Origin of the sequence: Streptomyces olivaceoviridis (assembly GCF_014650115.1) — a bacterium.
GTDB lineage: Bacteria > Actinomycetota > Actinomycetes > Streptomycetales > Streptomycetaceae > Streptomyces > Streptomyces olivaceoviridis.
The window spans coordinates 92,276-117,324 of sequence record NZ_BMUI01000002.1 but is presented as its reverse complement, the minus strand read 5'-3'; the positions used below and the strand labels follow the sequence as shown (position 1 = coordinate 117,324).

Here is a 25,049-nt window from a genome sequence, read left to right as displayed (position 1 = left end):
GGGAGCGTCGGGCGGGAGCTCCCGGCGCCGCCACGCGAAGGGGAGGTCAGGCCGGTTCGTCCCGGGCCCTCGTTCCCCGTCCCGGGGCGCCCGTGGTGTGCAGGGTGTCGGCGGGGGCGTTCACCGGCTGCGGGACGCCCGCGAGGTCGAGCACGAACAGCGGGACGGCGAGGGCGTCCGCGCCGGACCGGGCGGCGTCGGTGTAGCCGGCGAGGGAGAAGTACACGCACGCGGCGGACTCGGTCATCGCCGTCAGCCACAGGCACTCCACGTCCCTCGGCCCGGCCGGCCGCACGGTCGGGTCCACCTGGGCGAGCAGCCCGTGGGCCGCGAGTCCGATGCCGTTCGGCGGCCGTTGGTCCGCCCGGCGGATGTCCCGGTAGCCGAGCCAGCGGAGGTAGAGCGCGGCGGTGGTGACGGCGTCCCGGGCGGTACGGATGGTGCGGGGCCGGAAGGGGGGACGGTGCGTGCCGACGGGTTCCGGCGGGCCGGCGGGTCCCTGTGGGCCCGCCGGGGCCTGGGGGCCGGCCGGTTCCCGCGTCCCCGGTGATCCCCATGCGCCGGCCGGCCCCCGTGCCCCCGCCGTCGGCTCCGCCGCCCGCGCCCCCGTCACGGGGATGCGCAGGACCGTGCCGCACGGGCAGCCCAGTTCCGGGTGGGGCCAGTGGCCCAGGCGCCCGCAGGCGGCGCACGGCAGCGTGACCCACTCGTCGTCCCAGGCGCGGTGCGCCGCCACGGCCGGTTCGGCCGCCGGATCCAGCCGGGGCGCGGTCGGTGCCCCGCACGCACAGGGATACGCCGGCGCGGTGTAGACGTGTGCGCGCCGGCAGGCCGGGCAACGCACCGGAACGCTCTCGGGCATGGCCCACTCCAAGGCGTCGCGTCGGGACGGCGCTCCCATGGTGCTCCTCTCCGGCCGCTCCTGTCCGGCGCTTGCGGGTGTCCGGAGCACTCTTGACGGCCTTCTCCCACCCCCTTACATTGCTTCCAGATAGTAGAAGTCAGTTTCCGCTATGCGGAAGATGTGGGTGCTCACCGCGGGGCGCGACGGGAGTACGCATCCGACAGCCGAAGCAGGAGTACTCGATGGCTCGTATGACCGCTGCCCGCGCGGCAGTTGAGATCCTCAAGCGCGAGGGCGTCACCGACGCCTTCGGTGTGCCGGGCGCTGCGATCAACCCGTTCTACAAGGCCCTCCAGGAGGGCGGCGGCATCAACCACACCCTCGCCCGCCACGTCGAGGGCGCCTCGCACATGGCCGAGGGCTACACCCGGACCGCGCCGGGCAACATCGGTGTCTGCATCGGCACCTCCGGCCCGGCCGGCACCGACATGATCACCGGCCTGTACTCGGCCATCGGCGACTCGATCCCGATCCTGTGCATCACGGGCCAGGCGCCCACCCACGTGATCCACAAGGAGGACTTCCAGGCCGTCGACATCGCCTCGATCGCGGGGCCGGTGACGAAGATGGCGGTGACCGTCCTGGAGGCCGCGCAGGTCCCCGGCGTCTTCCAGCAGGCGTTCCACCTGATGCGCTCCGGCCGCCCCGGCCCGGTCCTGATCGACCTGCCGATCGACGTCCAGCTCACCGAGATCGAGTTCGACCCGGAGACGTACGAGCCGCTGCCCGTCTACAAGCCGGCCGCGACCCGGGCCCAGATCGAGAAGGCCCTCACCTTTCTTCTGGAGTCGGAGCGTCCCGTCATCATCGCCGGCGGCGGCGTCATCGGTGCCGACGCCGCCGACCTGCTGGTGGAGTTCGCCGAACTGACCCGGACCCCGGTCATCCCGACCCTGATGGGCTGGGGCGCGCTGCCCGACGACCACGAGCTGAACGCCGGCATGGTCGGGGTGCAGACCTCGCACCGCTACGGCAACGCCAACTTCCTGGCCTCCGACTTCGTCCTCGGCATCGGCAACCGCTGGGCCAACCGCCACACCGGCTACAAGCTCGACGTGTACCGCGGTGACCGCACGTTCGTCCACGTCGACATCGAGCCCACCCAGATCGGCAAGATCTTCCCGCCGGACTACGGGGTCGTCTCCGACGCCAAGGCCGCGCTGGAGCTGTTCGTCGAGGTGGCGAAGGAGCTGAAGGCCGGGGGCAGGCTCCCCGACCGCTCCGACTGGGTCGCCGCCACCCAGGAGCGCAAGGCCACGCTGTTGCGCCGTACGCACTTCGACAACGTGCCGATGAAGCCGCAGCGCGTGTACGAGGAGATGAACAAGGCCTTCGGCCCGGACACCCGGTACGTCACCACGATCGGCCTCTCCCAGATCGCCGGCGCGCAGATGCTGCACGTCTACCGACCGCGCCACTGGATCAACTGCGGCCAGGCCGGCCCGCTCGGCTGGACCATCCCGGCCGCGATCGGCGTCGCCAAGGCCGACCCGGACTCCCCGGTCGTCGCGCTCTCCGGGGACTACGACTTCCAGTTCCTGATCGAGGAGCTGGCGGTCGCCGCACAGCACAGGATCCCGTACGTCCACGTGCTGGTGAACAACGCCTACCTGGGCCTGATCCGGCAGGCGCAGATCGGCCTGGACATCAACTTCCAGGTGAACCTGGAGTTCGAGAACGTCAACACGCCCGAGATCGGGGTCTACGGCGTCGACCACGTCAAGGTGGCCGAGGGGCTGGGCTGCAAGGCGATCCGGGTCACCGAGCCGGACGAGCTGGGCGCCGCCTTCGAGCAGGCGAAGAAGCTGGCCGCCGAGTACCGGGTGCCGGTCGTCGTCGAGGCGATCCTGGAGCGGATCACCAACATCTCCATGAGCCGCACCATGGACATCAGCGACATCAGCGAGTTCGAGGACCTGGCCACCGAGCCCGGCCACGCGCCGACGTCCATCAAGCCGCTGAAGGTCTGACCGACCGCGCGCACCGCGCACCGCGGGGGCGGCCCGTCATCCGGACGGGCCGCCCCCGCGTCGTACGCGCACCCGCCCGGCCCTCAGTCGAACCCGCCGCCTCCGCCGAACCCGCCCCCGTAGTCGTGGCCCCCGTAGTCGTGTCCGCCGTGGCCGTGCCCGCCGTACCCACCGCCGTCCCCGCCGTCGTACGCGCCCTCGTCCCCCACGACGTACCGGAAGGCGGTGCCCCGGCCGAACGGGAAGCGGCCCTCGTCCGCGAGCGCGCCCCGGCCGGTGAGCCCCGCTTCACGGGCGAAACGCGGGGCGAGGGCGGTCAGGGCCCGCTCGCCGTACAACGCGACGGCGAGCAGCACCTCGTCCTCCGGCAGTCCGTCCGGCCCCTCGGGAAGCGGACGGCGCTCGCGGAGGTCCGCCAGCAGCCGGCGGGCGGCACGGGTGCGGCCGGGCGGCAGCACCCGCAGCAGCCCCTCCGCCGCGAGCTCGGCGCGCATCCGGGCGAGGGCCCGCCGCACCACCGCGCGGGCGGGCAGCTCCCGGGGACCGGCGGGCCGGTAGAGGGCGGTACGCACGGCCTTCTCCAGCGGATGCCGGAGGGGCTCGGCGCTGCCGGTCGCGGTCTTGCGCAGCGTGCCCGGCCGGCCCGCCTCGACCGCCCCGCGCAGATGCATCCCGAGCACGGCGACGGTGAGGGCGGCGCGGTCGCCCCCGCGCAACAGCGCCACCGCGCGAGGGTCCGGCGGATTCGACGTCGTACGGCTCATCAGACACCCCCCCCCGTACGGGGCCCGTCGCCCCCGTGCCGACGGGCCCCGTATGCCGTTGATGTGCCCTGGCACCGGGGTGGTTGAAGCCTCCGCAGCGGTCTTCAGAGGTTGATTTGAGGGTTGCGCACCCGGTCTACGACCGCTGCCGTACGCGCCGCCGTCACCACTCGTGCTCCGACAGCCCCGGCCAGTCGTCCGGGCCGCCGCCCTGCCATTCGATCAGGTCGCTCTGCTCCACCTCGATCCGGTCCAGATCGGCCAGCCGCAGGATCTCCACGACGTCGTCGAGATGCGAGGCGATCCCCAGCGTCACGTCCCCCTCGGTCACCCGCCGGGAACCGTCCAGGGCCGGGGGGTGGACCACGATGTGCGGGTAGTGGGTCGGATTGGCCATGCCTTCAGCCTGCGGCGCGGGAAGCGGATCCGCACGCCGGGTCGGCGATTGTCAGTGGCGGCATCCACACTGCCGTCCATGAGCGTGCGGAGCGACATGGTGCTGGAGCGGCAGCTCGGGCAGGTGCGTGGGGTGGCCGCCGACGAGGCCGTGCGGTCGGCGGTGGACGCGGTCTTCACCTACATGGGCAGCGGCAGCCGCGGCAGACGCAGACAGGGCAAGGAACTCGTCAGGCTGATGGAGGCCGCCCGGGGAACGGCGGCGGAGGCGGGGGAGTGGCACGTCGTCCGGCTCTTGCAGGACTCGCTGGACTACGCGGAGGGCCGCATCCTGCAACAGGACTTCCAGGAGCGGTACCGGATCTTCCAGGACGGGGCACGCAGGGAACAGTCCCGTGACTTCCTGGCGAGCAGCCTGCGGGCGATGCACCAGTGGATGGTCGCCGCGGGCGAGGCCTACCTGAGGGACCATCCCGCTGCGAGCGCCGAGGAGACGCTGGACCATTTCCGGGCCCAGGGGGAGGACGCCGCGTTCCTGCGGGCCCCCGACGAACGCCCGGGGCGCTATGTGATCCCCCGCGGGGCGGCCGAGATCTCGCTGTGGCTGGAGCGGCTGATGAGGAGTGACCGGATCGACGTCGCGGACCCGGCGGAGTCGGCCCGCAGGATCGTCGGCTCTCCGCAGGCCATCTCCCTGCTCGCCGCCGACCGTGCGGGACAGCTCGTCCTGCGGGCCGCCGAGCTGCGGCGTCGCGCCGAGCGGCTGAAGGCGCTGCGGGCTGTCGTGGAGGACCGTGCGGCTACCGAGGCGGATCTCCAACGCGCCCTCGAAGGGAACCACTGGATCTTCGGTGGCCGGTTCGTAGGCGAGGCCGCGCGGCGCCGGCTGGTGCCCGGGGACGAGGTGGACATCCCGCTCATACGGGGTGGCGGGGCGCTGTACATCGTCGAGCTCAAGCGGGCCATGAGCCTCAAGCCCCCGCTGGTCAAACGCCAGCGCAACGCCTGGGTGCCGGCGGCGCAGGTCCACGAGGCCGTGGGTCAGGCCGTCAACTACCTGGTCGGACTGGATGAGCACCGCACCCGCATCCGTGACGAGTTCGGCATCGAGACCCGGCGAGCCGGCGCGCTGGTGCTCGTCGGTCATCCCGGTCTGCACCCCGACGTGCCGGAACGCGAGGTCAACGAGGCCTTGCGGACTTTCAACTCGCACGTCACCCGAGTCGAGGTGCTCACCTACAAAGAGCTGCTGGACAACGCCGAACGCTCCCTCGCCGGGGGACGTGACCCCGGTGCCGGGAGCGCTTGGTAGCCGTCCGACGGCGCGAGGCTGGGCGCGACAGGTCGTTCGCGCCGCCGGACGGGGTGGGTGGGCCCCTCGCGAGGGGCCGGGTGGGACCGCGGTGGATGCGACGGAACCGGGTGCCCTTCCCTCTGGTCGAGAAGGGGACGCGGGTCCTTCACCACCGCACTGGCTCGCAGGCCACCGCGGTCCTCGCCCTGCCCGCGCGCTCCGCCCGGCGGCCACCCCTCATCCGGGCCGTCCGGCGTGCCGCGCGGGCCGCGTGCGGACATCGTGACCCTTGGTCGGATGCCGTACGCCGCTTGCGGGTTCCTGGTGGTCAGTCCTCGCGCAGGGCGCGGACCGCCTCCTCCACGCGCTTGCCGTACTCGGGGTCGGCGGCGTGGAAGTGGGCCAGGTTCTTCTCGATCACATCGTCGCGGGAGACCTGCGAGAGGCCGCCGGCGATGTTCGCGACCAGGCGGGACTTCTCCTCCGGCGACATCAGGCGGTACAGCTCGCCCGCCTGGAAGAAGTCGTCGTCCTTGGTGTGGAGGGGCGCCTCGTGGGTGCCCGTGTGGCCCGAGACCGCCAGGGGGGCCGAGAGGGGGCGGCCGGTCTCGACCGGGCCGTCGTAGGAGTTCGGCTCGTAGTTCTTGGCGTGGCGGCCCTGCGCGTTGAGCGCCATGAAGCCGTCCCGGCCGTAGTTCCGCGCGCCGCCGGGGACCGCCTTCGGGGCGTTCACGGGGAGCAGGGTGTGGTTGACGCCGAGGCGGTAGCGGTGGGCGTCGGCGTAGGCGAACAGGCGGCCCTGGAGCATCTTGTCCGGGGACGGGCCGATGCCGGGGACGAAGTTGTTCGGGGCGAACGCGGCCTGCTCGACCTCGGCGAACACGTTGTCCGGGTTGCGGTCGAGGACCAGGCGGCCCACCCGCTGGAGCGGGTAGTCCTTGTGCGGCCACACCTTGGTCAGGTCGAACGGGTTGAAGCGGTAGTCCGCCGCCTCGGCCGCGGGCATGACCTGCACGTACAGCGTCCAGGACGGGTGCACGCCCCGCTCGATCGCCTGGAGCAGGTCGGTCTGGTGGGAGGCGGGGTCCTTGCCGGCCAGCTCGTGCGCCTGCTCGGCGGACAGGCAGCGGATGCCCTGGTTCGTCTTGAAGTGGTACTTGACGAAGAAGGCCTCGCCGTCGGCGTTCGTCCACTGGTAGGTGTGCGAGCCGTAGCCGTTCATGTGCCGGTACGACGCCGGGATGCCGCGGTCGCCCATCAGCCAGGTCACCTGGTGCGTGGCCTCGGGGGAGTGCGCCCAGAAGTCCCAGACGTTGTCCGGCTCCTGCCTGCCCGTGAACGGGTCCCGCTTCTGCGAGTGGATGAAGTCGGGGAACTTGATCGGGTCCTTGATGAAGAACACGGGGGTGTTGTTGCCGACGAGGTCGTAGTTGCCCTCCTCGGTGTAGAACTTCACCGCGAAACCGCGCGGGTCACGGACGGCGTCCGCGCCGCCGAGCGAGTCGGCCACGGTCGAGAAGCGCACGAACACCTCGGTGCGCTTGCCGATCTCGCCGAGGAAGGCGGCGTGCGTGTAGCCGGTGACGTCGTCCGTCACCTCGAAGTGGCCGTACGCGCCGGAGCCACGGGCGTGCACCACCCGCTCCGGGATCCGCTCGCGGTTGAAGCGCGCGAGCTTCTCCAGGAGGTGCTGGTCCTGGATCAGGAGCGGGCCGCCGACGCCGGCGGAGGCGGAGTTCTGGTTGTCGGCGACCGGGGCGCCGGACTCGGTGGTGAGCACGCGCTGCGACATCGTGGACCTTCCGTGCGGGTGTCAGCGGAAACCTGTTTCCGCTTCGTGGAGCCTAGGAGCGGGGCGATCTGAGCGTCAACAGTTTGTTGAACTTCAATCGGTGCCGGGGTGAAGCCGGGGCGAAGGTGATTCCGGGTCGCGGCGCCGCCTGGGCGCGACAGGACAGGTGTCGGCGGCGCCACGGCCCGGAAGTCTGCGAGGGGCCGTCAGACCTGGGCGCCGGACAGGCGCTCCACGGCCCGCAGCAGGGCCGAGTGGTCCAGGCCGCCGTCACCCTGGGCGCGCAGCGACGCGACCAGCTGGGCGACCACGGCGCCGACCGGCAGCGCCGCGCCGACGGTGCGGGCGGCGTCGGTGACGATGCCCATGTCCTTGTGGTGCAGGTCGATGCGGAAGCCCGGCTGGAAGTCGCGGTTCAGGAAGTTGTCCTTCTTGCGCGCCAGCACGGTCGAGCCGGCGAGGCCGCCGCCCAGCACGTCCAGCGCGGCCTTCAGGTCCACGCCCGACTTCTCCAGGAAGACCACGGCCTCCGCGCACGCCTGGATGTTGACGGCGACGATCAGCTGGTTGGCGGCCTTCACGGTCTGGCCGGAGCCGTGCGGACCGCACAGCACGATGGTCTTGCCGAGCGCCTCGAAGACCGGCCGGGCCCGGTCGAAGTCGGCCTGCTCGCCGCCGACCATGATCGACAGTACGGCCTCGACGGCGCCGGCCTCACCGCCGGAGACGGGCGCGTCCAGGACGCGGATGCCCTTCTCCTCCGCGTTCTTCGCGAGGTCGACGGAGGTCTGCGGGGTGATCGAGGACATGTCGATCAGCAGGGCGCCCGGCCTGGCGTTCTCCAGGATGCCGTCCGGGCCGTAGGCGATGGCCTCGACCTGCGGGGAGGCGGGCACCATGGTGATCACCGCGTCGGCGTCCCGCACGGCCTCGGCGATGGAGGCGGCGGCCGTACCGCCGGCGGCGGCCAGCCGGTCCAGCTTCTCCCGCTCCAGGGTGTAGCCGGTGACGTCGTAACCCGCCTTGATCAGGTTCTCGGACATGGGGGAGCCCATGATGCCGAGGCCGATCCAGGCGATCTTGGGAAGACTCATCGGGGGTGCCTTTCTCAGTGCGGGGTGGTCAGCGGGCCGCGCGGGGCAGCCAGTCGAAGGCCTCGGCGCTCGGGCGGTCGCCCGGCTTGTACTCCAGGCCGACCCAGCCGTCGTAACCGGCCTTCCTCAGCCGGCCGAGGAGGTCCTCCAACGGCAGCGAGCCCGTGCCCGGGGCGCCGCGGCCCGGGTTGTCGGCGATCTGCACGTGGCCGGTCTTCGTGGCGTACCGGTCGATGACCTCGGGCAGGTCCTCGCCGTTCATGGACAGGTGGTACAGGTCCATCAGGAACTTCGCGTTCCCGAGGCCCGTCGCCTCGTTGACCTGGTCCACGACCGCGATGGCGGCGGGGGCGCTCACCAGCGGGTACAGCGGCGACTCGGGCTGGTTGAGGGCCTCGATCAGCAGGATCGCGCCGATCCGGTCGGCCGCCCGGGCCGCGAGGGCCAGGTTCTCCAGGGCGAGCGCGTCCTGCTCGGCCGGGGCCACGCCCTCGACGCGGTTGCCGTACAGCGCGTTGAGCGCCGTGCAGCCGAGGGAGGCCGCGAAACCGGCGGCGACGTCGATGTTGGCGCGGAACCTCTCCGACTCCTCGCCGGGGATCGACAGGGCGCCGCGGTCCGGGCCCGGCAGCCGTCCGGCGTAGAAGTTCAGGCCCGTGAGCCGGACTCCCGCGTCCTCGATCGCCTTCTTCAGGGCGTCCGGTTCGGACCGGGCGGGGGTGGGGGAGTCGATCCAGGGCCACCACAGCTCGACCGCGGAGAAGCCCGCCGCGGCGGCGGCCGCGGGACGCTCCAGGAGCGGGAGTTCCGTGAAGAGGATCGACAGGTTGACGTTGAAGCGCTGGTCTGCGGCGGTGCTCCACTCGAAACCTGGCATTCGGGCCGTGCTCCCTTCCGTGGGTCGAGATTCCGTATTGCGGAAGTTTGTTTCTGCGTAATGGAAGATTGCCGGTGGGTGTCGGAGCTTGTCAAGGGGGGCCGGTCGCCGGCCGCCCGAAAATCCGCGCCGGGCGTTAGGTTGAGCGCGTGCGATTGAGAGTGGAGTTCACGACCGAACCCTTCGACCTGGACGAGGCGCCCGCGCACGCCCTGGTGGCGCGGGAGGTCATCGAGACGGCCGGGCTGGACGCCGTCGACGTCGGCCCGTTCGGCAACACGGCCGAGGGTGCCGCCGATCGCGTGCTCACCGCGGTGGACGCGCTGCTGCGCAAGTCCCTGGAGGCCGGCGCCACCCGGGTCTCGCTCCAGGTCAACGTGATCGACGATGTGCACGGTGACGGGACCGCGGAGGGCGGCAGGTGACCGGGGACGAGCCGTTCATCGCGGCCGTGAAGCCACTGGTCGACGCCATGGGCGGGGAGATGCTCCCGCCCGACGAGGCCGGCCCCGAGGACGTCGTGCTCGCCTGGGAGGGCGTCGACGTCGTCGCCGTACGCCTGCCCCAGCTCGCCGACTCCCTGGACCACATCCTCGCCGCCATGGAGCGCAGGCAGGGCCGGCCGCTGGCCGACCTGGACCGCAAGGCCAAGCAGGAACTCGTGCGCAGCCTGGAGGCGCGCGGCGCGTTCGCCGTGCGGCACGGCGTGGAGACCGTGGCGAGCGCGCTCGGCGTCAGCCGGTTCACGGTCTACAACTACCTCAACCGGGAAAAGGGTTCCTGACCGGGCCGGAAGCGGGGGTCGTGGTGCCGTCCGGGCCCGGCCCGGCTTGTTACGCGGAATTTTCAACAAAGTGTTGACGTGATGTTTCCGAGGGCGTTAGCTATCGGCAGCCCGATCAGCACGACGGCCCAACGTGGCCACGGAGGCTCCCGTGACGTCGACTTCCACGCCCCCGGGCCTGGCCCGGTTCAACGATCTGGAGGAGCGCGCGGCCCTCGCCGCCCTCCACGAGGCGTGCGCCTCCACCGAGTGGGCCCGGCGACTGCTCGCCACCCGCCCCTACGCCACGCCGGAGGACCTGTACGCCGCCAGCGACGCCGCCATGGCCGAGCTGACCACCGCGGACCTTGAGGAGGCGATGGCCGGGCACCCGCCGATCGGGCGGCCCAAGCCCGGCGACCCGGCCTCCGCCCGCGAGCAGCGCGGCATGGCCGGCGCCTCCGACGAGCTCAAGGCGGAGATGCTCGAACTGAACCTGGCCTACCAGGAGAAGTTCGGCCATGTCTTCCTCGTCTGCGCCACCGGCCGGACCGGCGAGCAGATGCGGGACGCGGTCAAGGAGCGGATCGGGAACGCGCCGGAGCAGGAGCGGGAGATCGTCCGCACCGAGCTGGGCAAGATCAACCGCATCCGACTGGCCCGACTCGTCGAAGAGGACGCCTGACACCATGAGCACCAGCACCACCGCCTCCGTGTCCACGCACATCCTGGACACCTCGATCGGCCGCCCCGCCGAGGGCGTCGCCGTCCGCCTCTTCGCGCGCAGCGGACGGAAGGCGGACTGGCAGGCGCTCGGCGGCTCCGCGACCGACGCCGACGGCCGGTGCAAGGACCTGCCGGCCCTGCCGGAGGGGACCACCCACGTGCGGCTCGACTTCGAGGTGGAGCCGTACTTCGCGAAGAAGCAAGCCGATGCGCAGCAGGACGCCCCCGCGAATCGGGACAGCGGTGCGTCGTCCGTGTTCTTCCCGGAGGTGGCGATCACGTTCGCCGTCGTACCGGGCGAGCACTACCACGTACCGCTGCTGCTCAACCCGTTCGGCTACTCCGTTTACCGAGGGAGCTAGCAGACACATGCCCACGATCCTGGGACAGAACCAGTACGGCAAGGCCGAGAACCGAGTCGTCAAGATCACGCGGGACGGCGCCACCCACCACATCAAGGACCTCAACGTCTCCGTCGCACTGAGCGGCGACATGGACGAGGTCCACTACTCCGGCTCCAACGCCAACGTCCTGCCGACCGACACCACCAAGAACACGGTGTTCGCGTTCGCCAAGGAGCACGGCATCGAGTCCGCCGAGCAGTTCGGCATCCACCTCGCCCGGCACTTCGTCACCAGCCAGGAGCCGATCCACCGCGCCCGGATCCGGATCGAGGAGTACGCCTGGGAGCGGATCGAGACCTCCGACGCCAACTCCAGGTTCATCGGCGCCGACGAGGTCAAGCACTCCTTCGTCCGCAGGGGCCAGGAGACCCGCCTCACCCAGGTCACCTACGACGGCGAGCGGTGGGAGGTCATCTCCGGCCTGAAGGACCTGGTCGTGATGAACTCGACCAACTCCGAGTTCTGGGGCTACGTCAAGGACGAGTACACCACCCTCCAGGAGGCGTACGACCGCATCCTGGCCACGGAGGTCTCCGGCCGCTGGCGGTTCAACTGGACCGACGACGAGCAGAAGATGCCCCACTGGGAGAAGTCCTACGAGCAGACGAAGAAGCACATGCTCCAGGCCTTCGCCGAGACGTACTCCCTCTCCCTCCAGCAGACGCTGTACCAGATGGGCGCGCGCATCATCAACAACCGCGGCGAGATCGACGAGGTCCGCTTCTCGCTGCCGAACAAGCACCACTTCCTGGTGGACCTGGAGCCGTTCGGACTGAAGAACGACAACGAGGTCTACTTCGCCGCCGACCGCCCCTACGGCCTCATCGAGGCCACCATCCTGCGGGACGGCTGTGAGGCCCGTATCCCGGTCGACATGACCAACCTCTGACGCGGGACGCGCGCCCCCGGCCCCGCCACCGGGCCGGGGGCCCGCCACACCGGAGGGAACGAAATGGCACAGCCTGCGAAGGGGCCCGCCACAGCCCCCAGTTCCACCCCGCCGGAGCACACCGAGGACGCCGTCACGTCCGTGCACCCGGTGGACGAGAAGCTCCACCTCTCGCGGCTCGTCCCCGCCGCGCTCCAGCACATCGCCGCGATGTACGCGGGCGTTGTCACTCCTCCGCTCATCATCGGCCAGGCCTGCGGACTCGACATCGCGGCCCGCACCCGGCTGATCGCCGCGAGCCTGCTCATCGCGGGCGTCGCGACCGTCCTGCAAACCCTCGGCGTCAAGGGCCTCGTCGGCAACCGGCTGCCCTTCGTCAACGCCGCCTCCTCCGCCGGCATCGCCCCGATCCTCGCGATCGCCGAGACCAACGGCAAAGGCCACCAACTCCCCGCCATCTACGGGGCGGTGATGGTCGCCGGCGCCTTCTGCCTGGCCCTCGGCCCGTTCTTCGGCCGGCTGCTCCGCTTCTTCCCGCCCCTGGTCACCGGCGTCGTCATCACCCTGATCGGCGTCACGCTGATGCCCGTACCGGTCGGCTGGGCACAGGGCGGCGACAAGACCGCCGCCGACTTCGGCGCCATGCGGCACCTCGCGCTCGCCGGGTTCACCCTCGCCGTCATCCTGCTCATCCAGCGCTTCGGCAAGGGCTTCGTCCGGCAAGTCGCGCTGCTGTTCGGGCTGTTCATCGGCACCCTCGCCGCGATCCCCTTCGGCATGGCCGACTTCAGCGGCCTGAAGTCCGCGCCCGTCGCCGCGCTGCCCACGCCGTTCGCCTTCGGCGCCCCCGAGTTCCAGCCCGCGGCCGTCCTCTCCCTGTGCATCGTGATGCTGGTCCTGATGACCGAGTCCAGCGCCGGCATGCTCGCCCTCGGCGAGATCTGCGACCGCCGCGCCGACGCGCGGACCATCACCCGCGGTCTGCGCACCGACGGCATCGCCACCCTGCTCGGCCCCGTCTTCGGCGGCTTCCCCACCTCCGCGTTCGCCCAGAACGTCGGCGTCGTCTCCCTCACCCGGGTGCGCAGCCGGTACGTCGTCGCCGTCGCCGGTGCCGCCCTGCTGGTCCTCGGCGCCTTCCCCGTCCTCGGCGCGGTCGTCTCCCTGGTCCCCATGCCCGTCCTCGGCGGCGCGGGCATCGTCCTGTTCGGCTCGATCGCCGTCAGCGGCATCCGTACGCTGTCCGAGGCGGGCCTGGACGACAGCTCCAACATCATCCTGGTGGCCGTGGCCCTCGGCGCCGGCATCATCCCGCTGGCCGCGCCGACCTTCTACGCCGGCTTCCCGGCCTGGGCGCAGACCGTGCTCGGCTCCGGCATCAGCGCCGGCGCGCTCGTCGCGGTCCTGCTCAACCTGTTCTTCCACCACCTCGGCACCCGGAGCGGGCAACCCGCCCCGGCACTCAAATCCTCCTAGGGTCCTGCCGTGCCCTTCCCGTGGACCACCCCCGTTCACGGGCCGCCACCGAAAGACAAGGAAGCACGATGGCACCATCGGCAGCCGAGCGCATCGTCATCGAGAACTGCGCCATCGCGACCGTGGACGCGGGCGACACGGAGTACGCCTCCGGGCACCTCGTCCTGGCCGGCAACCGCATCGAGTCGGTCGGCGCGGGCAAGGCCCCGGAGGGTCTGGAGAACGTGGTGCGCCGGATCGACGCGACCGGCCACCTGGCCACGCCCGGTCTGGTCAACACCCACCACCACTTCTACCAGTGGATCACCCGGGGCCTGGCCACCGACCACAACCTGTTCGACTGGCTGGTCGCGCTCTACCCCACGTGGGCGCGCATCGACGAGCAGATGACGTACGCCGCCGCGCAGGGGTCCCTCGCGATGATGGCGCGGGGCGGTGTCACCACCGCCATGGACCACCACTACGTCTACCCGCGCGGCTCCGGCGACCTGTCCGGCTCGATCATCCGGGCCGCCGCCGAGACGGGTGTCCGCTTCACGCTGGCCCGCGGCTCCATGGACCGTAGCGAGAAGGACGGCGGGCTGCCGCCGGACTTCGCCGTCGAGACGCTTCAGGGCGCCCTCGCCGCCACCGAGGAGACCGTCCGCACGCACCACGACGCCTCCTTCGACGCGATGACCCAGGTGGCGGTCGCGCCGTGCTCGCCGTTCTCCGTCTCCACCGAACTCATGCGCGAGGGCGCCGAACTGGCCCGCCGGCTCGGCGTACGGCTGCACACCCACGGCTCGGAGACGGTGGAGGAGGAGAAGTTCTGCCACGAGCTGTTCGGCATGGGCCCGACCGACTACTTCGAGTCCACCGGCTGGCTCGGTGAGGACGTGTGGATGGCGCACTGCGTGCACATGACCGACTCCGACATCGCCGCGTTCGCCCGCACGAAGACCGGCGTCGCCCACTGCCCGTCCTCCAACGCCCGTCTCGCGGCCGGCATCGCCCGCGTCCCCGACATGCTCAAGGCGGGCGTCCCGGTCGGCCTCGGCGTCGACGGCACGGCCTCCAACGAGTCCGGCGAACTCCACACCGAGCTGCGCAACGCCCTTCTGATCAACCGCCTCGGCGCCCATCGCGAGGCCGCGCTGAACGCCCGCCAGGCGCTGCGGCTCGGCACCCACGGCGGCGCCCGGGTCCTCGGGCGGGCGGAGCAGATCGGCTCGCTGGAGCCCGGCAAGCTCGCCGACCTGGTGCTGTGGAAGATGGACACCCTCGCCCACGCCTCGATCGCCGACCCGGTGACCGCGCTGGTCTTCGGCGCCGCGGCACCGGTCACCGCGTCCTTCGTCAACGGCCGGCAGATCGTTCAGAACGGCCGCCTGCTCACCGTGGACGAGGACGCCATCGCCGTCGCCACCCGCGCGGAGGCGCAGCGCCTGGCCCGCGTCACCGCACGGGCCTGACCCGGCTCGGGCCCGTACAGACTCCGGCCGGGAGGGACGGCTCCCGGCCGGGACCCGTGGATCCCAGCGGGATCCACGGCAGCCGTCCCCGGGACGGGTGCACACACGCGCCCCGGGGACGGTCACCCCCACACCGCTCGCCCCGCTCACCGCGCCACCCCCCGCAAGGTCCCTCCCCCAGTTCTCGGCTTCGCTCGAACAGGGAGGTGCCCCCATGCCCACCCGCACCACCTCCATGACACCCACGTCGACGACGACGTGCTACCCGCCCGGAGGACCCGCCGTGGCCGACCATCCCGTAGACGAGAAACTCCCCGCCCTGAAAATGGCGACCAGCGGCCTTCAGCACGTGGCCGCCATGTACGCCGGGGTCGTCGCCCCGCCGCTCATCGTCGGCGCGGCCATCGGCCTGAGCGCGACCGACCTGACCTTCCTCACCGGTGCCTGCCTGTTCACCGCGGGCCTCGCCACCTTCCTCCAGACGCTCGGCTTCTGGAAGATCGGCGCCCGGCTGCCCTTCGTCAACGGCGTCACCTTCGCCGGTGTCGCCCCCATGACCGCGATCGTCGCCTCCACCAAGGACAAGTCCGACGCCCTGCCGGTCATCTTCGGCGCGGTCATCGTCGCCGGCCTCCTCGGCTTCCTCGCCGCGCCCGTCTTCTGCAAGGCGGTCCGCTTCTTCCCGCCCGTCGTCACGGGCTCCGTCATCACCCTGATCGGGGTGTCCCTGCTGCCGGTCGCCTTCGGCTGGGCCCAGGGCCCCGACCCCCGGGCGGACGACTACGGCTCCACGACCTACCTCACCCTCGCCGGCATCACCCTGCTCATCGTCCTGCTGCTGCGTCGTTTCACCCGCGGTTTCGTCAAGCAGATCGCCGTCCTGCTCGGCCTGATCGTGGGCACGCTCGTCGCGATACCGTTCGGCGTCACGGACTTCAGCCCCGTCGCCCACGCGGACGTGGTCGGCTTCCCCACCCCGTTCCACTTCGGCGCCCCGCAGTTCCAGCTCGCCGCGATCCTCTCGCTGTGCGTGGTGATGGTGGTCTCGATGACCGAGTCGACCGCCGACATGCTGGCGCTCGGCGAGATCGTGGAGCGTCCCGCGGACGAGAAGACCATCGCGGCCGGCCTGCGTGCCGACACCCTCGGCTCCGCGATCAGCCCGCTGTTCAACGGCTTCATGTGCAGCGCCTTCGCCCAGAACATCGGCCTGGTCGCGATGACGAGGATCCGCAGCCGGTACGTCGTCGCGACCGGCGGCGGCTTCCTGGTGCTGATGGGCCTGTGCCCGATGGCCGCCTCGCTCATCGCGGTCGTACCCCGGCCGGTCCTCGGCGGCGCCGGCGTCGTCCTGTTCGGCTCGGTCGCCGCGAGCGGCATCCAGACCCTGGTCCGGGCCGGCCTGGACCGGGACAACAACGTCCTGATCGTGGCCGTGTCCCTCGCGGTCGGCATCATCCCGATCACCGCGCCGGAGTTCTACCACGCGTTCCCCGAGACCGCGAAGATCGTCCTCGACTCGGGCATCTCCACGGGCTGCGTCACCGCCGTGGTGCTCAACCTCCTCTTCAACCACCTGGGCAAGGGCCGCGAGGCCCACGACGTCACCCACCCCATGGAGGCGGGCCAGGAGATCGCCGCCGCGCACTGAGGCCGGCGGTCAGGGCTCAACCGTTCGGGGGGCACGGCGGCGACGCGGTGCCCCCCGGCCACGCGCTCTCGGTCAAGCGGACCAGGTACCAGTCCGGGAACGTCCAGTCGTACCCTCGGCGGTCGGACCGTCGGCCTCGATGTCGACGGAGATGTACGGACTGGGCTCGACACGTCCTCGCCCGGCGTCAGGCGCGGCGTTCGCGCAGGGTCAGTGCCGCCAGGAGCAGGGCCGTCGCCGCGATGGCCGTGGCCACGGTGAAGGCCAGGCGGTAGCCCTCGGCGGTCGCGGGCAGCGGGGACGTGCCGTCGGCGAGCAGGCCCTCGGTGCGGCTCGCCGCGAGCGTGGACAGGACCGCCAGGCCCAGCGAACCGCCCATCACCTGGGTGGTGTTGAACAGTCCGGACGCGAGTCCCGCGTCCTCCGCCCGGGCGCCCGACATCGCCAGCCCGGTGAGCGCCGGCATGGCCGCCGCGAACCCGGCGGACAGCAGCAGCATCGCCGGCAGCACATCGGTGCCGTAGGAGCCGTCGGCGGGCGCCCGGCCCAGCAGGGCCATGCCCGCAGTGATCAGCACCAGGCCGGTCAGCAGCACCCGGTACCCGCCGAACCGGGCCACGGTCCGCGCGGACAGCCCCAGCATCAGCACACCGATCGCGATCGGGGCCGGCAGGAACGCGGTGCCGGTGGCGAGCGCGCCGTACCCCAGCACCCGTTGCAGATACAGCGCGCCGATGAACTGGAAGCCGTACATCGTGGCGATCATCAGTACCTGGACCGCGTTGGCGCCGGTCAGCGGCCGGGAGCGGAACAGCCGCAGCCGCAGCAGCGGGCGCGCGGCCCGGGCCTGGCGCAGGGCGAACGCCCCGAACAGGGCGAGGGCGAGGGCGGCCAGCAGCAGGGTGACGGTGCGGGAGCGGTCGCCCGCGCCGACGATCACGTACACCGTGAGCATCAGTGCGCCGGTGACCAGTGCGGCCCCGGGGTAGTCGGCGCCCCGGCCGAGCCCGGCGCCGGGCTCCGGGGCGAGCACCCGCACCGCGGCCAGCCACGCGGCCACCCCGATCGGCAGGTTGATCAGGAAGATCCAGTGCCAGCTCAGGGCCTCGGTCAGGGCACCGCCGAGGAAGGTGCCGAGCGCGCCGCCCGCCGCGCCGACCGCGCTGAACGCCGCGATGGCCCGGGCCTGTTCGCGCGGCTCGGGGAACAGTGCCACCAGCATCCCGAGGACCACCGCCGAGGCCATCGCCCCGCCCGCGCCCTGCGCCGCCCGCGCCGCGATCAGCATGCCCTGCCCGGTCGCCGTCCCGCACAGCACCGACGCCAGCGTGAACACCGCGAGCCCCGCTGTGAACATCCGCTTGCGGCCCACCAGGTCACCGAGCCGTCCCGCCAGCAGGAGCAGTCCGCCGAAGGCGATCAGATAGGCGTTGACGACCCAGGCCAGCCCGGGTCCGCTGAAGCCGAGGTCGCTCTGGACGGCGGGCATCGCCACCGTGACGATGTTGCCGTCCAGTACCGTCATCAGCGTGCCCGCGCACAGCACGGCGAGGGAGGTCCAGCGGGAGTACCGTGCTCCCGCGGCCACCGCCACCGGTGACGGACTGTTCTCGATCATGGCCGACATCGTGTGCCGCCTCCCCGTTCTTCCCGCGTTCTCCGGTTCTTCCCGCGCACCTTGGTGCACGGTTTGTAACGGGAGCCATCGTGGGTGACCATGAGGACCGGCGTAAGGAGGCAGTCCGATGTCCCAGGGGAACACCGGTGTTACCGTCCAGGCAGTGAACGCGCACGCGTGCCCCGTCCGCGAAGTCCTTGACAGGGTGGCCGGCAAGTGGAGCGTGCAGATCCTCGTCGCCGCCGCGCACGGACCCATCCGGTTCACGGAGTTGGAGCGCGGCATCGAGGGCATCAGCCGCCGCATGCTGACCCTCACCCTGCGCAACCTGGAACGGGACGGCCTGGTGACGCGCACCGTCCATCCGACGGTGCCGCCGAAGGTGGAGTACGAACTCACGCCCGTCGCCCACGAGTTGCACGACACCCTGCAACGGCTGACCGACTGGGCCGAGCGCAACCGGGTGTACGTCGCCGAGGCGCGGGCGGCCTACGACGCCGAGCACCGGCCGGAGTCGCTCGACGCGTAGGTCCCCGGCGGGCCTACAGGCCGAACAGACCGGGGTCCGTCGCCAGCTCCTTGAACACCTCCCGGGGGTCGGCCAGCAGCTTGCGCGCGGCCAGGTCCATCAGGCCGCCCACCGCGACGACCTCGGCCGCCAGGGTGCCGTCGGCCTTCACGATCTCCTGCCGGATCCGGAAGGTCTTTCCCTCCCCCCACTCGAACGCGCAGGTCACGTCGACCTCGTCGCCGGCGAGCAGCTCACGGCGGTAGCGGATGGTCGTCTCCAGCGCCACCGGGCCCACGCCCCGGCCCACCAGCCGGGCCTGGCTGATCCCGGCCGCCTGGAGCAGCGACCAGCGGGCGTGCTCCGCGTAGTTGAGGTACACCGCCTGGTTGAGGTGACCCTGCACATCGGTCTCGTAGCCGCGGACGGTCACACGGACGGAAAACGGTTCGGCCACTGCTTGCCCTTCTCCAGTTCGACTCTCCGGTCGACCGATCCTGACACGCCGGTCACACCCGGCGCGGCGAGGCCAGCAGAAAGCGCGCTCTCGTCCGGGGCTCGGTGTACTCGCCCGCCTGCCAGCCGGCCCGCTCCAGCGTGACCGCGCAGGCGGCCAGCGTCCGCGCGTCCGGCGCGTACACCGCCACCGCCTCCGGCTGCGGGGTCGCCCGGACCCGGTAGCCGTCCGCGTCCCCGCCCGCGGGCAGGTGCCCGGCCGTCTCCAGCGCGAGCGCCGCGGCCCGCACCAGATGCGTCCGCTCCCACCCGCACGGCCGGTCCGCCGCGCCGTCGGGATTCGTCATCCGGCGCAGCTCCAGCAGCCCCTGCCAGGCACTGTGCACCTCGCGCTGCCGCGCCGGACCGGACGCGGGCGGTTCCTCCTCGCCGCCGACGCGGGCCGTGAACACGCCGGTGTCCCGCGCCGGCTCCGCCGGTGGCTCGGGCACCGCGTCCCGTATCCGGTGGCCCGCCGGGGTGAGGAAGTGGTCGTGCGGCGGCCGGGGATGCCGGAAGGCGAGCCCCCGCTTCACCAGCGCCGTGAGCTGGGCGTCGGTACCGCGAAGCCGGCCGGTGACCGGATCGGCGTCCTCGATCAACCGCCGCTGCGCGGGGGTGGGCGGCCGGCTCACGGAGGGCTCCTTCCTGCCGAACGGGTGACCCACTCGCAGAGTACGGTCCGGGTCCGACAACGCCGGTTCCACCCGCGGCGGGCCCTCACTCCCTCGGGGGCCGGATGTTCCACCCCGCGATGACCGGTCGGCCGTGCTCCGTGCCGAGTCGGCACAGTGCCCCCGTCGCGAGCTGGAAGAGGGCGCCGTGCTGGGGCGGCAGGCCCAGGCGGCGGGCGGTGAGGACGCGGAGGAAGTGGCCGTGGGCGATCAGTACGACGACCCCCTCGGTGTTGCCGAGCGCCGCGTCGACCTTGGCCAGCATCCGGTCGGCGCGCTGCCCGACCTGCTCCGGGGTCTCGCCCGGGTGGTCCGGCGGCCCGGGGGCGACGCCGTCCGTGAACAGGAACCAGCCGGGCCGGCTCCGCTGGATGTCCACGGTGGTCACACCCTCGTAGCCGCCGTAGTCCCACTCGTGGAGGTCGGCGTCGACCCGGGCGTCCGGGACGCCGATGAGCTCGGCGGTCTCCAGGGCGCGCTGCAAGGGGCTGACGAACGCCGCCCCGATCCGGTGCGAGCGGATCAGCGGGACCAGCCGGCGCGCCTCCTCCCGCCCGTGCTCGGTGAGGGGTACGTCGGTCCGGCCCGTGTGCCGCCCGGACCGCGACCACTCGGTCTCACCGTGCCGCACGAGAAAGAGGTCACCCATGACGGCACGGTGGCACAGGGCGCCCGCCGCCCGCAGGACGGACTGCGCCAGACGGCCGGTCCGCGGGGCGACGGCCATCGCGCGGCGGCTCGCGGTCCGGACGCCCGCTGTCTCAGGACCCGGCCCGCTGTCTCAGGACCCGGCCGGTGCGCGGCGCGGCACCGCCATGGCGAGGGTCTCCCCGCAGGCGTCGATCGCGGCGGCCTTCCCGTGCGCGTCCGTGACGGGGACGACCGCGCCACGGGTGTCGTGCGGGGCCCGGACCGATGCCTCGCCCTGCCGCACGCACCAGCTGTCATCCGTGCCCTTCGTGCCACGGCGCGTGTAGCGGAGGTCCACGGTCACGGAGGCCCTGACGGGCAGGGCGAGGGGGGCCGGACGTCCCTGCCCGCTGCCCTCGACGCTCTCCGCCTTGCCGTTGTGGATCTCCAGGCCCGGGTAGCCCGCGAACACGCACGCGCCGGGGCCCTTGTTGACGGCGGTGAGCCGTGCGTCGGGCCGGCCGGCACCCGTGCGCGTGCCGTCCCCGTCGAGCAGGGAGAGCGTCCAGGCCAGTGAGCCGGTCCGGCAGGGCGGTGCGGTGGCGTCCGGTGCGGCCGTCGTGCCGGTGCCGCAGGCCGTCAGCGCCAGGCCGGCCGTCAGCAGGGCGAGGCCGTCGGCGAGGCGAGTGGTCACGCGCATGATTCCCCCTGGACGGTACGTGGTGGCGCGGTCAGGTGCCGGGATGGACCAGCGTGTGCTCGGTGCCGACCGCCTGCGTGCCGGTGTCGGCGTACAGCGTCGTCTCCCCGTCGGACCAGCGCACGACGAGGTCGTTCCCCGGGTCGCCGTGGCGGAAGCCGCCGACCGTCAGCGCCTGCGCGTGCCGCCACAGGCTGTTCGGGCCGCGCACCCGTGTCCTGGTGCCGAGACCCGCCGCCGAGGTGCCGGTGTACGTGTCGAGCGCGCCGTCCGCCCAGCGCACCAGCAGGTCCCCGCCGGCCGCACCGTCGAAATCGCCGCCGGCCAGCAGGGCGGCCTTGGCCCAGGTGCCGTTCGCCGCGACGAGCCGCGTGCCGGTGCCGAGGCCACCGGCCCCGATCTGCGGGTACAGCGTGAGCGCGCCGTCGGCCCAGCGGACCAGCAGCCCCGTGCCCCCGTCCGCCCGGAACGCTCCGGAGGCGAACTGGACGGCCTTCTTCCATGCCGGGCCGGGCGGCGCCATCCGGATCTCCCGGCCCAGGCCGGAGGGGCCGGGCTGCGGGTAGAGGGTGACCTCGCCGTCGGACCAGCGCACCAGCAGGCCGGACCGGGTGCCGCCGGTGAAGGTGCCGCCGGTCAGGGTACGGGCGTGGGCCCAGGTGGAGTTGGCCCGCCGCAGCCGCTTCTCGGCGAGGAAACCGCCCTTGCCGTCGCCCGGGTGCAGGGTGACCCCGCCGTCCGGCCAGACCACGAGCAGATCGCCGTGCCGGTCGCCGGTGTAGTCGCCGGACGCCATGAGCGTGGCCTTGCGCCAGCGTGCGGCGCCGCCCGGCAGCGCGCCCTTGACTCCGCGGTACGGCGGCAGGTCGGCGGGCGGGGCCTGGTCGGCGACGGCGTCGGCGAGGAGGTTCGCGGCATCCGCGCCGAACGCGGTGGCGTAGCTGATGTAGTCGGCGTCGGCGTCGTTCCCGCCGCCGTTGTAGCCGCCGAGGTCGCCGATGACGTGCCCGGTGCGGGCGTCGTCCTGGTAGTCGGTGATCCACGGGCTGCCGGAGACACCGCCGTAGTAGCCGCCGCAGGTCATCGACAGCTGCCGGTAGCCGCGCAGCTGCGTGGTCGGGACCGTGCACTTGACGGCGCGTCCGGCGCTGTTGTGCCGGTGCGAGGGGTAGCCGACGACGGTGACGTTCCGGTGGGTGTAGCCGGCCGGCCGGGTGAAGGTCAGGCCGCCGCCCACGGCGTCCTGGAGGGATGCGCCCCGCTGGTTGGCCGAGACCCGGGCGAACGCGGTGTCCAGGTCGGACGCGGCCTTCTTGGTGGTGGCCGAACCGCGGTCGGGCACGTACCGGGGGTCGATGAAGATCCGCTGGACGGGGAAGATGCCGTACGGCTGCCGGTCGGCGGCCGCGCCCTTCACGAACTTCGGGACGAAGATGTAGTCGCCCTTCATGTTCAGCGCGCAGTGGGCCGCGGTGAGGACGATGTTCCGCGCCTCGGTGTCGATCACGCTGCCGGTGCAGTGCCAGGTGGTGCCGCGCGGTCCGTCGGCGCCGAAGAACGTGCCCACCAGGCGGGTTCCCGTGAACAGGGTGCCCTTCGGCCGGGCCGCCGCCGCGGTCGCCGCCCCCGGCTCCGCCGGCACGTGCCGCGCCGCGTCCAGCGGCCGGGCGTCGGCCATGCGCCGCGCGGTCCAGAACCGCGCGGCCTGCCGTGCCTCCTGCCCGGCGGTGGGCGCGGCCGGCCGGGGCCCGCCCGAGGCCCGGGCGCCCGGCGCCGTGAGCCCGAGTACCACCGCGCACAGCACGGCGACGGCCGTACGGCGCCTCGCGTGCGTACGGCGTTGTCCGTACGAGAACACTGCGACTCCCCCTGGTCTGGCGTGTCCGAACGGTCCGCTCGGACCGGACCAGGGGGGTGCGGCGCTGGTCGGGCGCGCACCGGCGGCCGAGGGGCGGCCCGCCCCGCGGCGGTCCCCCGGTCGTCAACGGGGGTGATCTTCGCATGAATGCGCGAAACGGGCCAGGCGCCTACTGCCGGTACCCGCTGAGGAACCTGCCGATCCGGCCGATCGCCGCCTCCAGGTCGTCCGCGTGCGGCAGGGTCAGGATGCGGAAGTGGTCGGGGGAGGGCCAGTTGAAGCCGGTGCCCTGGACCACCTGGATCTTCTCGCGCAGCAGCAGGTCCAGGACGAACCTCTCGTCGTCGTGGATCGGGTGCACCTTGGGGTCGATGCGCGGGAACGCGTACAGCGCGCCCTTGGGTTTGACGCAGGACACGCCCGGGATCTCGTTGAGCTTCTCCCAGGCCACGTTCCGCTGCTCGTACAACCGCCCGCCGGGCACGGTGAGTTCGCCGATGGACTGGCGTCCGCCGAGCGCGGCCTGGATGGCGTACTGGGCGGGCGCGTTGGCGCACAGCCGCATGGAGGCCAGCATGGTCAGGCCCTCCAGGTAGTCCTTGGCGTGCTGTTTCGGCCCGGTGACCACCAGCCAGCCGGAGCGGAAGCCCGCCACCCGGTAGGTCTTGGACAGGCCGCAGAAGGTGAGGACGACGAGGTCGGGGGCGAGCGCCGCGGCCGAGTGGTGGACGGCGTCGTCGTAGAGGATCTGGTCGTAGATCTCGTCGGCGAACACCATCAGGCCGTGCCGGCGGGCCAGGTCGAGGATGCCCTCGACGACCTCCTTCGGGTAGACCGCGCCGGTCGGGTTGTTCGGGTTGATGATGACCACGGCCTTGGTGCGGTCGGTGATCTTCGACGCCATGTCGGCCAGGTCCGGGTTCCAGTCGGCCTGTTCGTCGCACAGGTAGTGCACGGCCTTGCCGCCGGCCAGCGTGGTGACGGCGGTCCACAGGGGGAAGTCCGGCGCCGGGACGAGGACTTCGTCGCCGTCCTCGATCAGCGCCTGTACGGCCATGGAGACCAGCTCCGAGACGCCGTTGCCCAGGTAGACGTCGTCCACGTCCACGTCGAGGCCCAGGGTCTGGTAGCGCTGGGCGACCGCGCGGCGGGCGGAGAGGACGCCGCGGGAGTCCGTGTAGCCGTGGGCCCGCGGCAGCATCCGGATCATGTCCTGGAGGATCTCCTCCGGCGCCTCGAAGCCGAAGGCCGCGGGATTGCCGGTGTTCAGGCGCAGCACGCTGTGCCCCGCCTCCTCCAGTGCGTTGGCGTGCTCGATCACCGGGCCGCGGATCTCGTAGCACACCTCGCTGAGCTTGTTGGACTGCCGGAACTCCATGCGCCCCTCCGGAAACTCGTGTTGCTTGGTTTTACCAAGCAGGAGCTTGGAAAGTCCAACAACGCGTCTAGACTGCGTCGCATGTCGCCTCGTCGAAGCTACGACCAGTACTGCTCCGCAGCCCGCGCCCTCGACCTCGTCGGTGACCGCTGGACCCTGCTGATCGTCCGCGAACTGCTCGCCGGCCCGCGCCGCTACACGGACCTGCACGCGGACCTGCCCGGCGTCAGTACGGACGTGCTCGCCTCGCGGCTGAAGGACATGGAACGGGACGGGCTCACCACCAGACGGCGGCTGCCCCCGCCGGGCGCGGCGTACGTGTACGAACTCACCGCCCGGGGACGCCGGTTGCTGCCCGTGCTCCAGGCGCTGGGCGCGTGGGGCGAGGAAGAACTGGGGGAGCGCAGGCCCACCGACGCCGTCCGCGCGCACTGGTTCGCACTGCCGCTGCTGCGGGCGCTGGACGGCCAGGGCGTCGTGGAAGTCCGCCTGGAGGAGGGGGACTTCCACCTCCACGTCGGCGCGCAGGAGGGGCCGGTGTACGGCGACGGGCCCGCCCCCGGCGAGGCGGACGCGCGGCTGGAGGTGGACGCGGTGACCTGCGAGGCCATCGCCCGGGGGCACACTCGGCTGCCGGACGTGGTACGGGACGGCCGGGTCACGGTGACCGGGGACGGCACGCTCGCCAAGGCGCTGCGCGAGGCGTGACCGCCCGGAGAAACGTGAAGGCCCGC

Annotated in this window: 25 protein-coding genes; 12 read left to right on the top strand and 13 right to left on the bottom strand. The window is 72.2% G+C overall.

Annotated features, from left to right (window positions below):
* Positions 1-46 precede the first annotated feature (46 nt).
* A complete protein-coding gene (locus tag IE273_RS04440; RefSeq protein ID WP_229887076.1) occupies positions 47-862 on the bottom strand; it encodes a hypothetical protein in 816 nt (271 codons plus the stop codon).
* A 224-nt stretch (positions 863-1,086) separates the two neighbouring features.
* On the opposite strand from IE273_RS04440, the gene gcl reads away from it, so the two are divergent.
* Positions 1,087-2,874 (top strand): glyoxylate carboligase, encoded by a 1,788-nt coding sequence (gene gcl / locus IE273_RS04435; RefSeq protein WP_189813810.1) that lies wholly within the window; start codon positions 1,087-1,089, stop codon positions 2,872-2,874.
* Positions 2,875-2,957: 83 nt separating this feature from the next.
* Here gcl and IE273_RS04430 read toward each other — a convergent pair whose 3' ends face one another.
* Positions 2,958-3,713, bottom strand: a complete 756-nt coding sequence (locus IE273_RS04430) for a TIGR04222 domain-containing membrane protein (RefSeq protein WP_268257492.1) — start codon at positions 3,711-3,713, stop codon at positions 2,958-2,960.
* 88 nt (positions 3,714-3,801) lie between these two features.
* On the bottom strand, positions 3,802-4,035 hold the full coding sequence (locus IE273_RS04425) for a hypothetical protein (protein ID WP_103811724.1): 234 nt from the start codon (positions 4,033-4,035) through the stop codon (positions 3,802-3,804).
* A gap of 78 nt (positions 4,036-4,113) precedes the next feature.
* On the opposite strand from IE273_RS04425, the gene IE273_RS04420 reads away from it, so the two are divergent.
* Positions 4,114-5,346: a Shedu anti-phage system protein SduA domain-containing protein gene (locus IE273_RS04420; RefSeq protein WP_229887075.1), complete on the top strand. Its 1,233-nt coding sequence runs from the start codon at positions 4,114-4,116 to the stop codon at positions 5,344-5,346.
* A 310-nt stretch (positions 5,347-5,656) separates the two neighbouring features.
* Here the strand turns inward: IE273_RS04420 and IE273_RS04415 are convergent, their stop codons facing one another.
* The 3 genes from IE273_RS04415 to IE273_RS04405 form a co-directional block, all read right to left on the bottom strand.
* Complete coding sequence (locus IE273_RS04415) at positions 5,657-7,120, bottom strand: catalase (RefSeq protein WP_189813808.1); 1,464 nt, start codon at positions 7,118-7,120, stop codon at positions 5,657-5,659.
* Positions 7,121-7,326: 206 nt separating this feature from the next.
* Positions 7,327-8,214, bottom strand: a complete 888-nt coding sequence (locus IE273_RS04410) for a 2-hydroxy-3-oxopropionate reductase (RefSeq protein ID WP_189813807.1) — start codon at positions 8,212-8,214, stop codon at positions 7,327-7,329.
* A gap of 28 nt (positions 8,215-8,242) precedes the next feature.
* A complete protein-coding gene (locus IE273_RS04405) occupies positions 8,243-9,091 on the bottom strand; it encodes a TIM barrel protein (protein ID WP_189813806.1) in 849 nt (282 codons plus the stop codon).
* Between the two features lie 149 nt (positions 9,092-9,240).
* Between IE273_RS04405 and IE273_RS04400 the strand changes: the two genes are divergently transcribed.
* The 8 genes from IE273_RS04400 (at position 9,241) to IE273_RS04365 (ending at position 16,454) form a co-directional block, all read left to right on the top strand.
* Positions 9,241-9,516: a thiamine-binding protein gene (locus IE273_RS04400; RefSeq protein ID WP_189813805.1), complete on the top strand. Its 276-nt coding sequence runs from the start codon at positions 9,241-9,243 to the stop codon at positions 9,514-9,516.
* Between the two features lie 47 nt (positions 9,517-9,563).
* Positions 9,564-9,875 carry a helix-turn-helix domain-containing protein gene (locus tag IE273_RS04395; RefSeq protein WP_189814171.1) on the top strand — a complete coding sequence of 104 codons (312 nt, stop codon included), beginning with the start codon at positions 9,564-9,566 and terminating at the stop codon, positions 9,873-9,875.
* 151 nt (positions 9,876-10,026) lie between these two features.
* On the top strand, positions 10,027-10,539 hold the full coding sequence (gene uraD / locus IE273_RS04390; RefSeq protein WP_189813804.1) for a 2-oxo-4-hydroxy-4-carboxy-5-ureidoimidazoline decarboxylase: 513 nt from the start codon (positions 10,027-10,029) through the stop codon (positions 10,537-10,539).
* Positions 10,540-10,543: 4 nt separating this feature from the next.
* Positions 10,544-10,942, top strand: coding sequence for a hydroxyisourate hydrolase (uraH, locus tag IE273_RS04385; protein WP_189813803.1), 399 nt, complete (start codon positions 10,544-10,546; stop codon positions 10,940-10,942).
* 7 nt (positions 10,943-10,949) lie between these two features.
* On the top strand, positions 10,950-11,873 hold the full coding sequence (gene pucL, locus IE273_RS04380; RefSeq protein ID WP_189813802.1) for a factor-independent urate hydroxylase: 924 nt from the start codon (positions 10,950-10,952) through the stop codon (positions 11,871-11,873).
* 63 nt (positions 11,874-11,936) lie between these two features.
* Positions 11,937-13,349: a nucleobase:cation symporter-2 family protein gene (locus IE273_RS04375; protein ID WP_189813801.1), complete on the top strand. Its 1,413-nt coding sequence runs from the start codon at positions 11,937-11,939 to the stop codon at positions 13,347-13,349.
* 68 nt (positions 13,350-13,417) lie between these two features.
* Positions 13,418-14,803, top strand: a complete 1,386-nt coding sequence (locus IE273_RS04370) for an 8-oxoguanine deaminase (RefSeq protein ID WP_189813800.1) — start codon at positions 13,418-13,420, stop codon at positions 14,801-14,803.
* A gap of 283 nt (positions 14,804-15,086) precedes the next feature.
* A complete protein-coding gene (locus IE273_RS04365; protein WP_189814170.1) occupies positions 15,087-16,454 on the top strand; it encodes a nucleobase:cation symporter-2 family protein in 1,368 nt (455 codons plus the stop codon).
* A 187-nt stretch (positions 16,455-16,641) separates the two neighbouring features.
* On the opposite strand, the gene IE273_RS04360 is transcribed toward IE273_RS04365, so the two are convergent.
* The gene (locus IE273_RS04360) at positions 16,642-18,081 is read right to left on the bottom strand and encodes an MFS transporter (protein WP_189813799.1); all 1,440 of its coding nucleotides are present in this window, start codon (positions 18,079-18,081) and stop codon (positions 16,642-16,644) included.
* Positions 18,082-18,199: 118 nt separating this feature from the next.
* Between IE273_RS04360 and IE273_RS04355 the strand changes: the two genes are divergently transcribed.
* Positions 18,200-18,601 carry a winged helix-turn-helix transcriptional regulator gene (locus tag IE273_RS04355; protein WP_175252304.1) on the top strand — a complete coding sequence of 134 codons (402 nt, stop codon included), beginning with the start codon at positions 18,200-18,202 and terminating at the stop codon, positions 18,599-18,601.
* Positions 18,602-18,614: 13 nt separating this feature from the next.
* On the opposite strand, the gene IE273_RS04350 is transcribed toward IE273_RS04355, so the two are convergent.
* The 6 genes from IE273_RS04350 to IE273_RS04325 all read right to left on the bottom strand — a co-directional run bounded on the left by IE273_RS04350 (position 18,615) and on the right by IE273_RS04325 (position 24,315).
* Positions 18,615-19,037 (bottom strand): acyl-CoA thioesterase, encoded by a 423-nt coding sequence (locus tag IE273_RS04350; RefSeq protein ID WP_189813798.1) that lies wholly within the window; start codon positions 19,035-19,037, stop codon positions 18,615-18,617.
* Positions 19,038-19,089: 52 nt separating this feature from the next.
* Positions 19,090-19,710, bottom strand: coding sequence for a hypothetical protein (locus IE273_RS04345; protein WP_189813797.1), 621 nt, complete (start codon positions 19,708-19,710; stop codon positions 19,090-19,092).
* An 85-nt stretch (positions 19,711-19,795) separates the two neighbouring features.
* Entirely contained in the window at positions 19,796-20,398 is a 603-nt protein-coding gene (locus IE273_RS04340; RefSeq protein ID WP_189813796.1) for a histidine phosphatase family protein, read from the bottom strand.
* Between the two features lie 132 nt (positions 20,399-20,530).
* On the bottom strand, positions 20,531-21,079 hold the full coding sequence (locus tag IE273_RS04335) for a DUF4232 domain-containing protein (RefSeq protein WP_229887074.1): 549 nt from the start codon (positions 21,077-21,079) through the stop codon (positions 20,531-20,533).
* Positions 21,080-21,110: 31 nt separating this feature from the next.
* Entirely contained in the window at positions 21,111-22,937 is a 1,827-nt protein-coding gene (locus tag IE273_RS04330; RefSeq protein WP_229887073.1) for a trypsin-like serine peptidase, read from the bottom strand.
* A gap of 169 nt (positions 22,938-23,106) precedes the next feature.
* Positions 23,107-24,315: a pyridoxal phosphate-dependent aminotransferase gene (locus IE273_RS04325; protein WP_189813795.1), complete on the bottom strand. Its 1,209-nt coding sequence runs from the start codon at positions 24,313-24,315 to the stop codon at positions 23,107-23,109.
* Between the two features lie 81 nt (positions 24,316-24,396).
* Between IE273_RS04325 and IE273_RS04320 the strand changes: the two genes are divergently transcribed.
* Positions 24,397-25,023: a winged helix-turn-helix transcriptional regulator gene (locus IE273_RS04320; protein WP_189813794.1), complete on the top strand. Its 627-nt coding sequence runs from the start codon at positions 24,397-24,399 to the stop codon at positions 25,021-25,023.
* Positions 25,024-25,049: the final 26 nt, after the last annotated feature.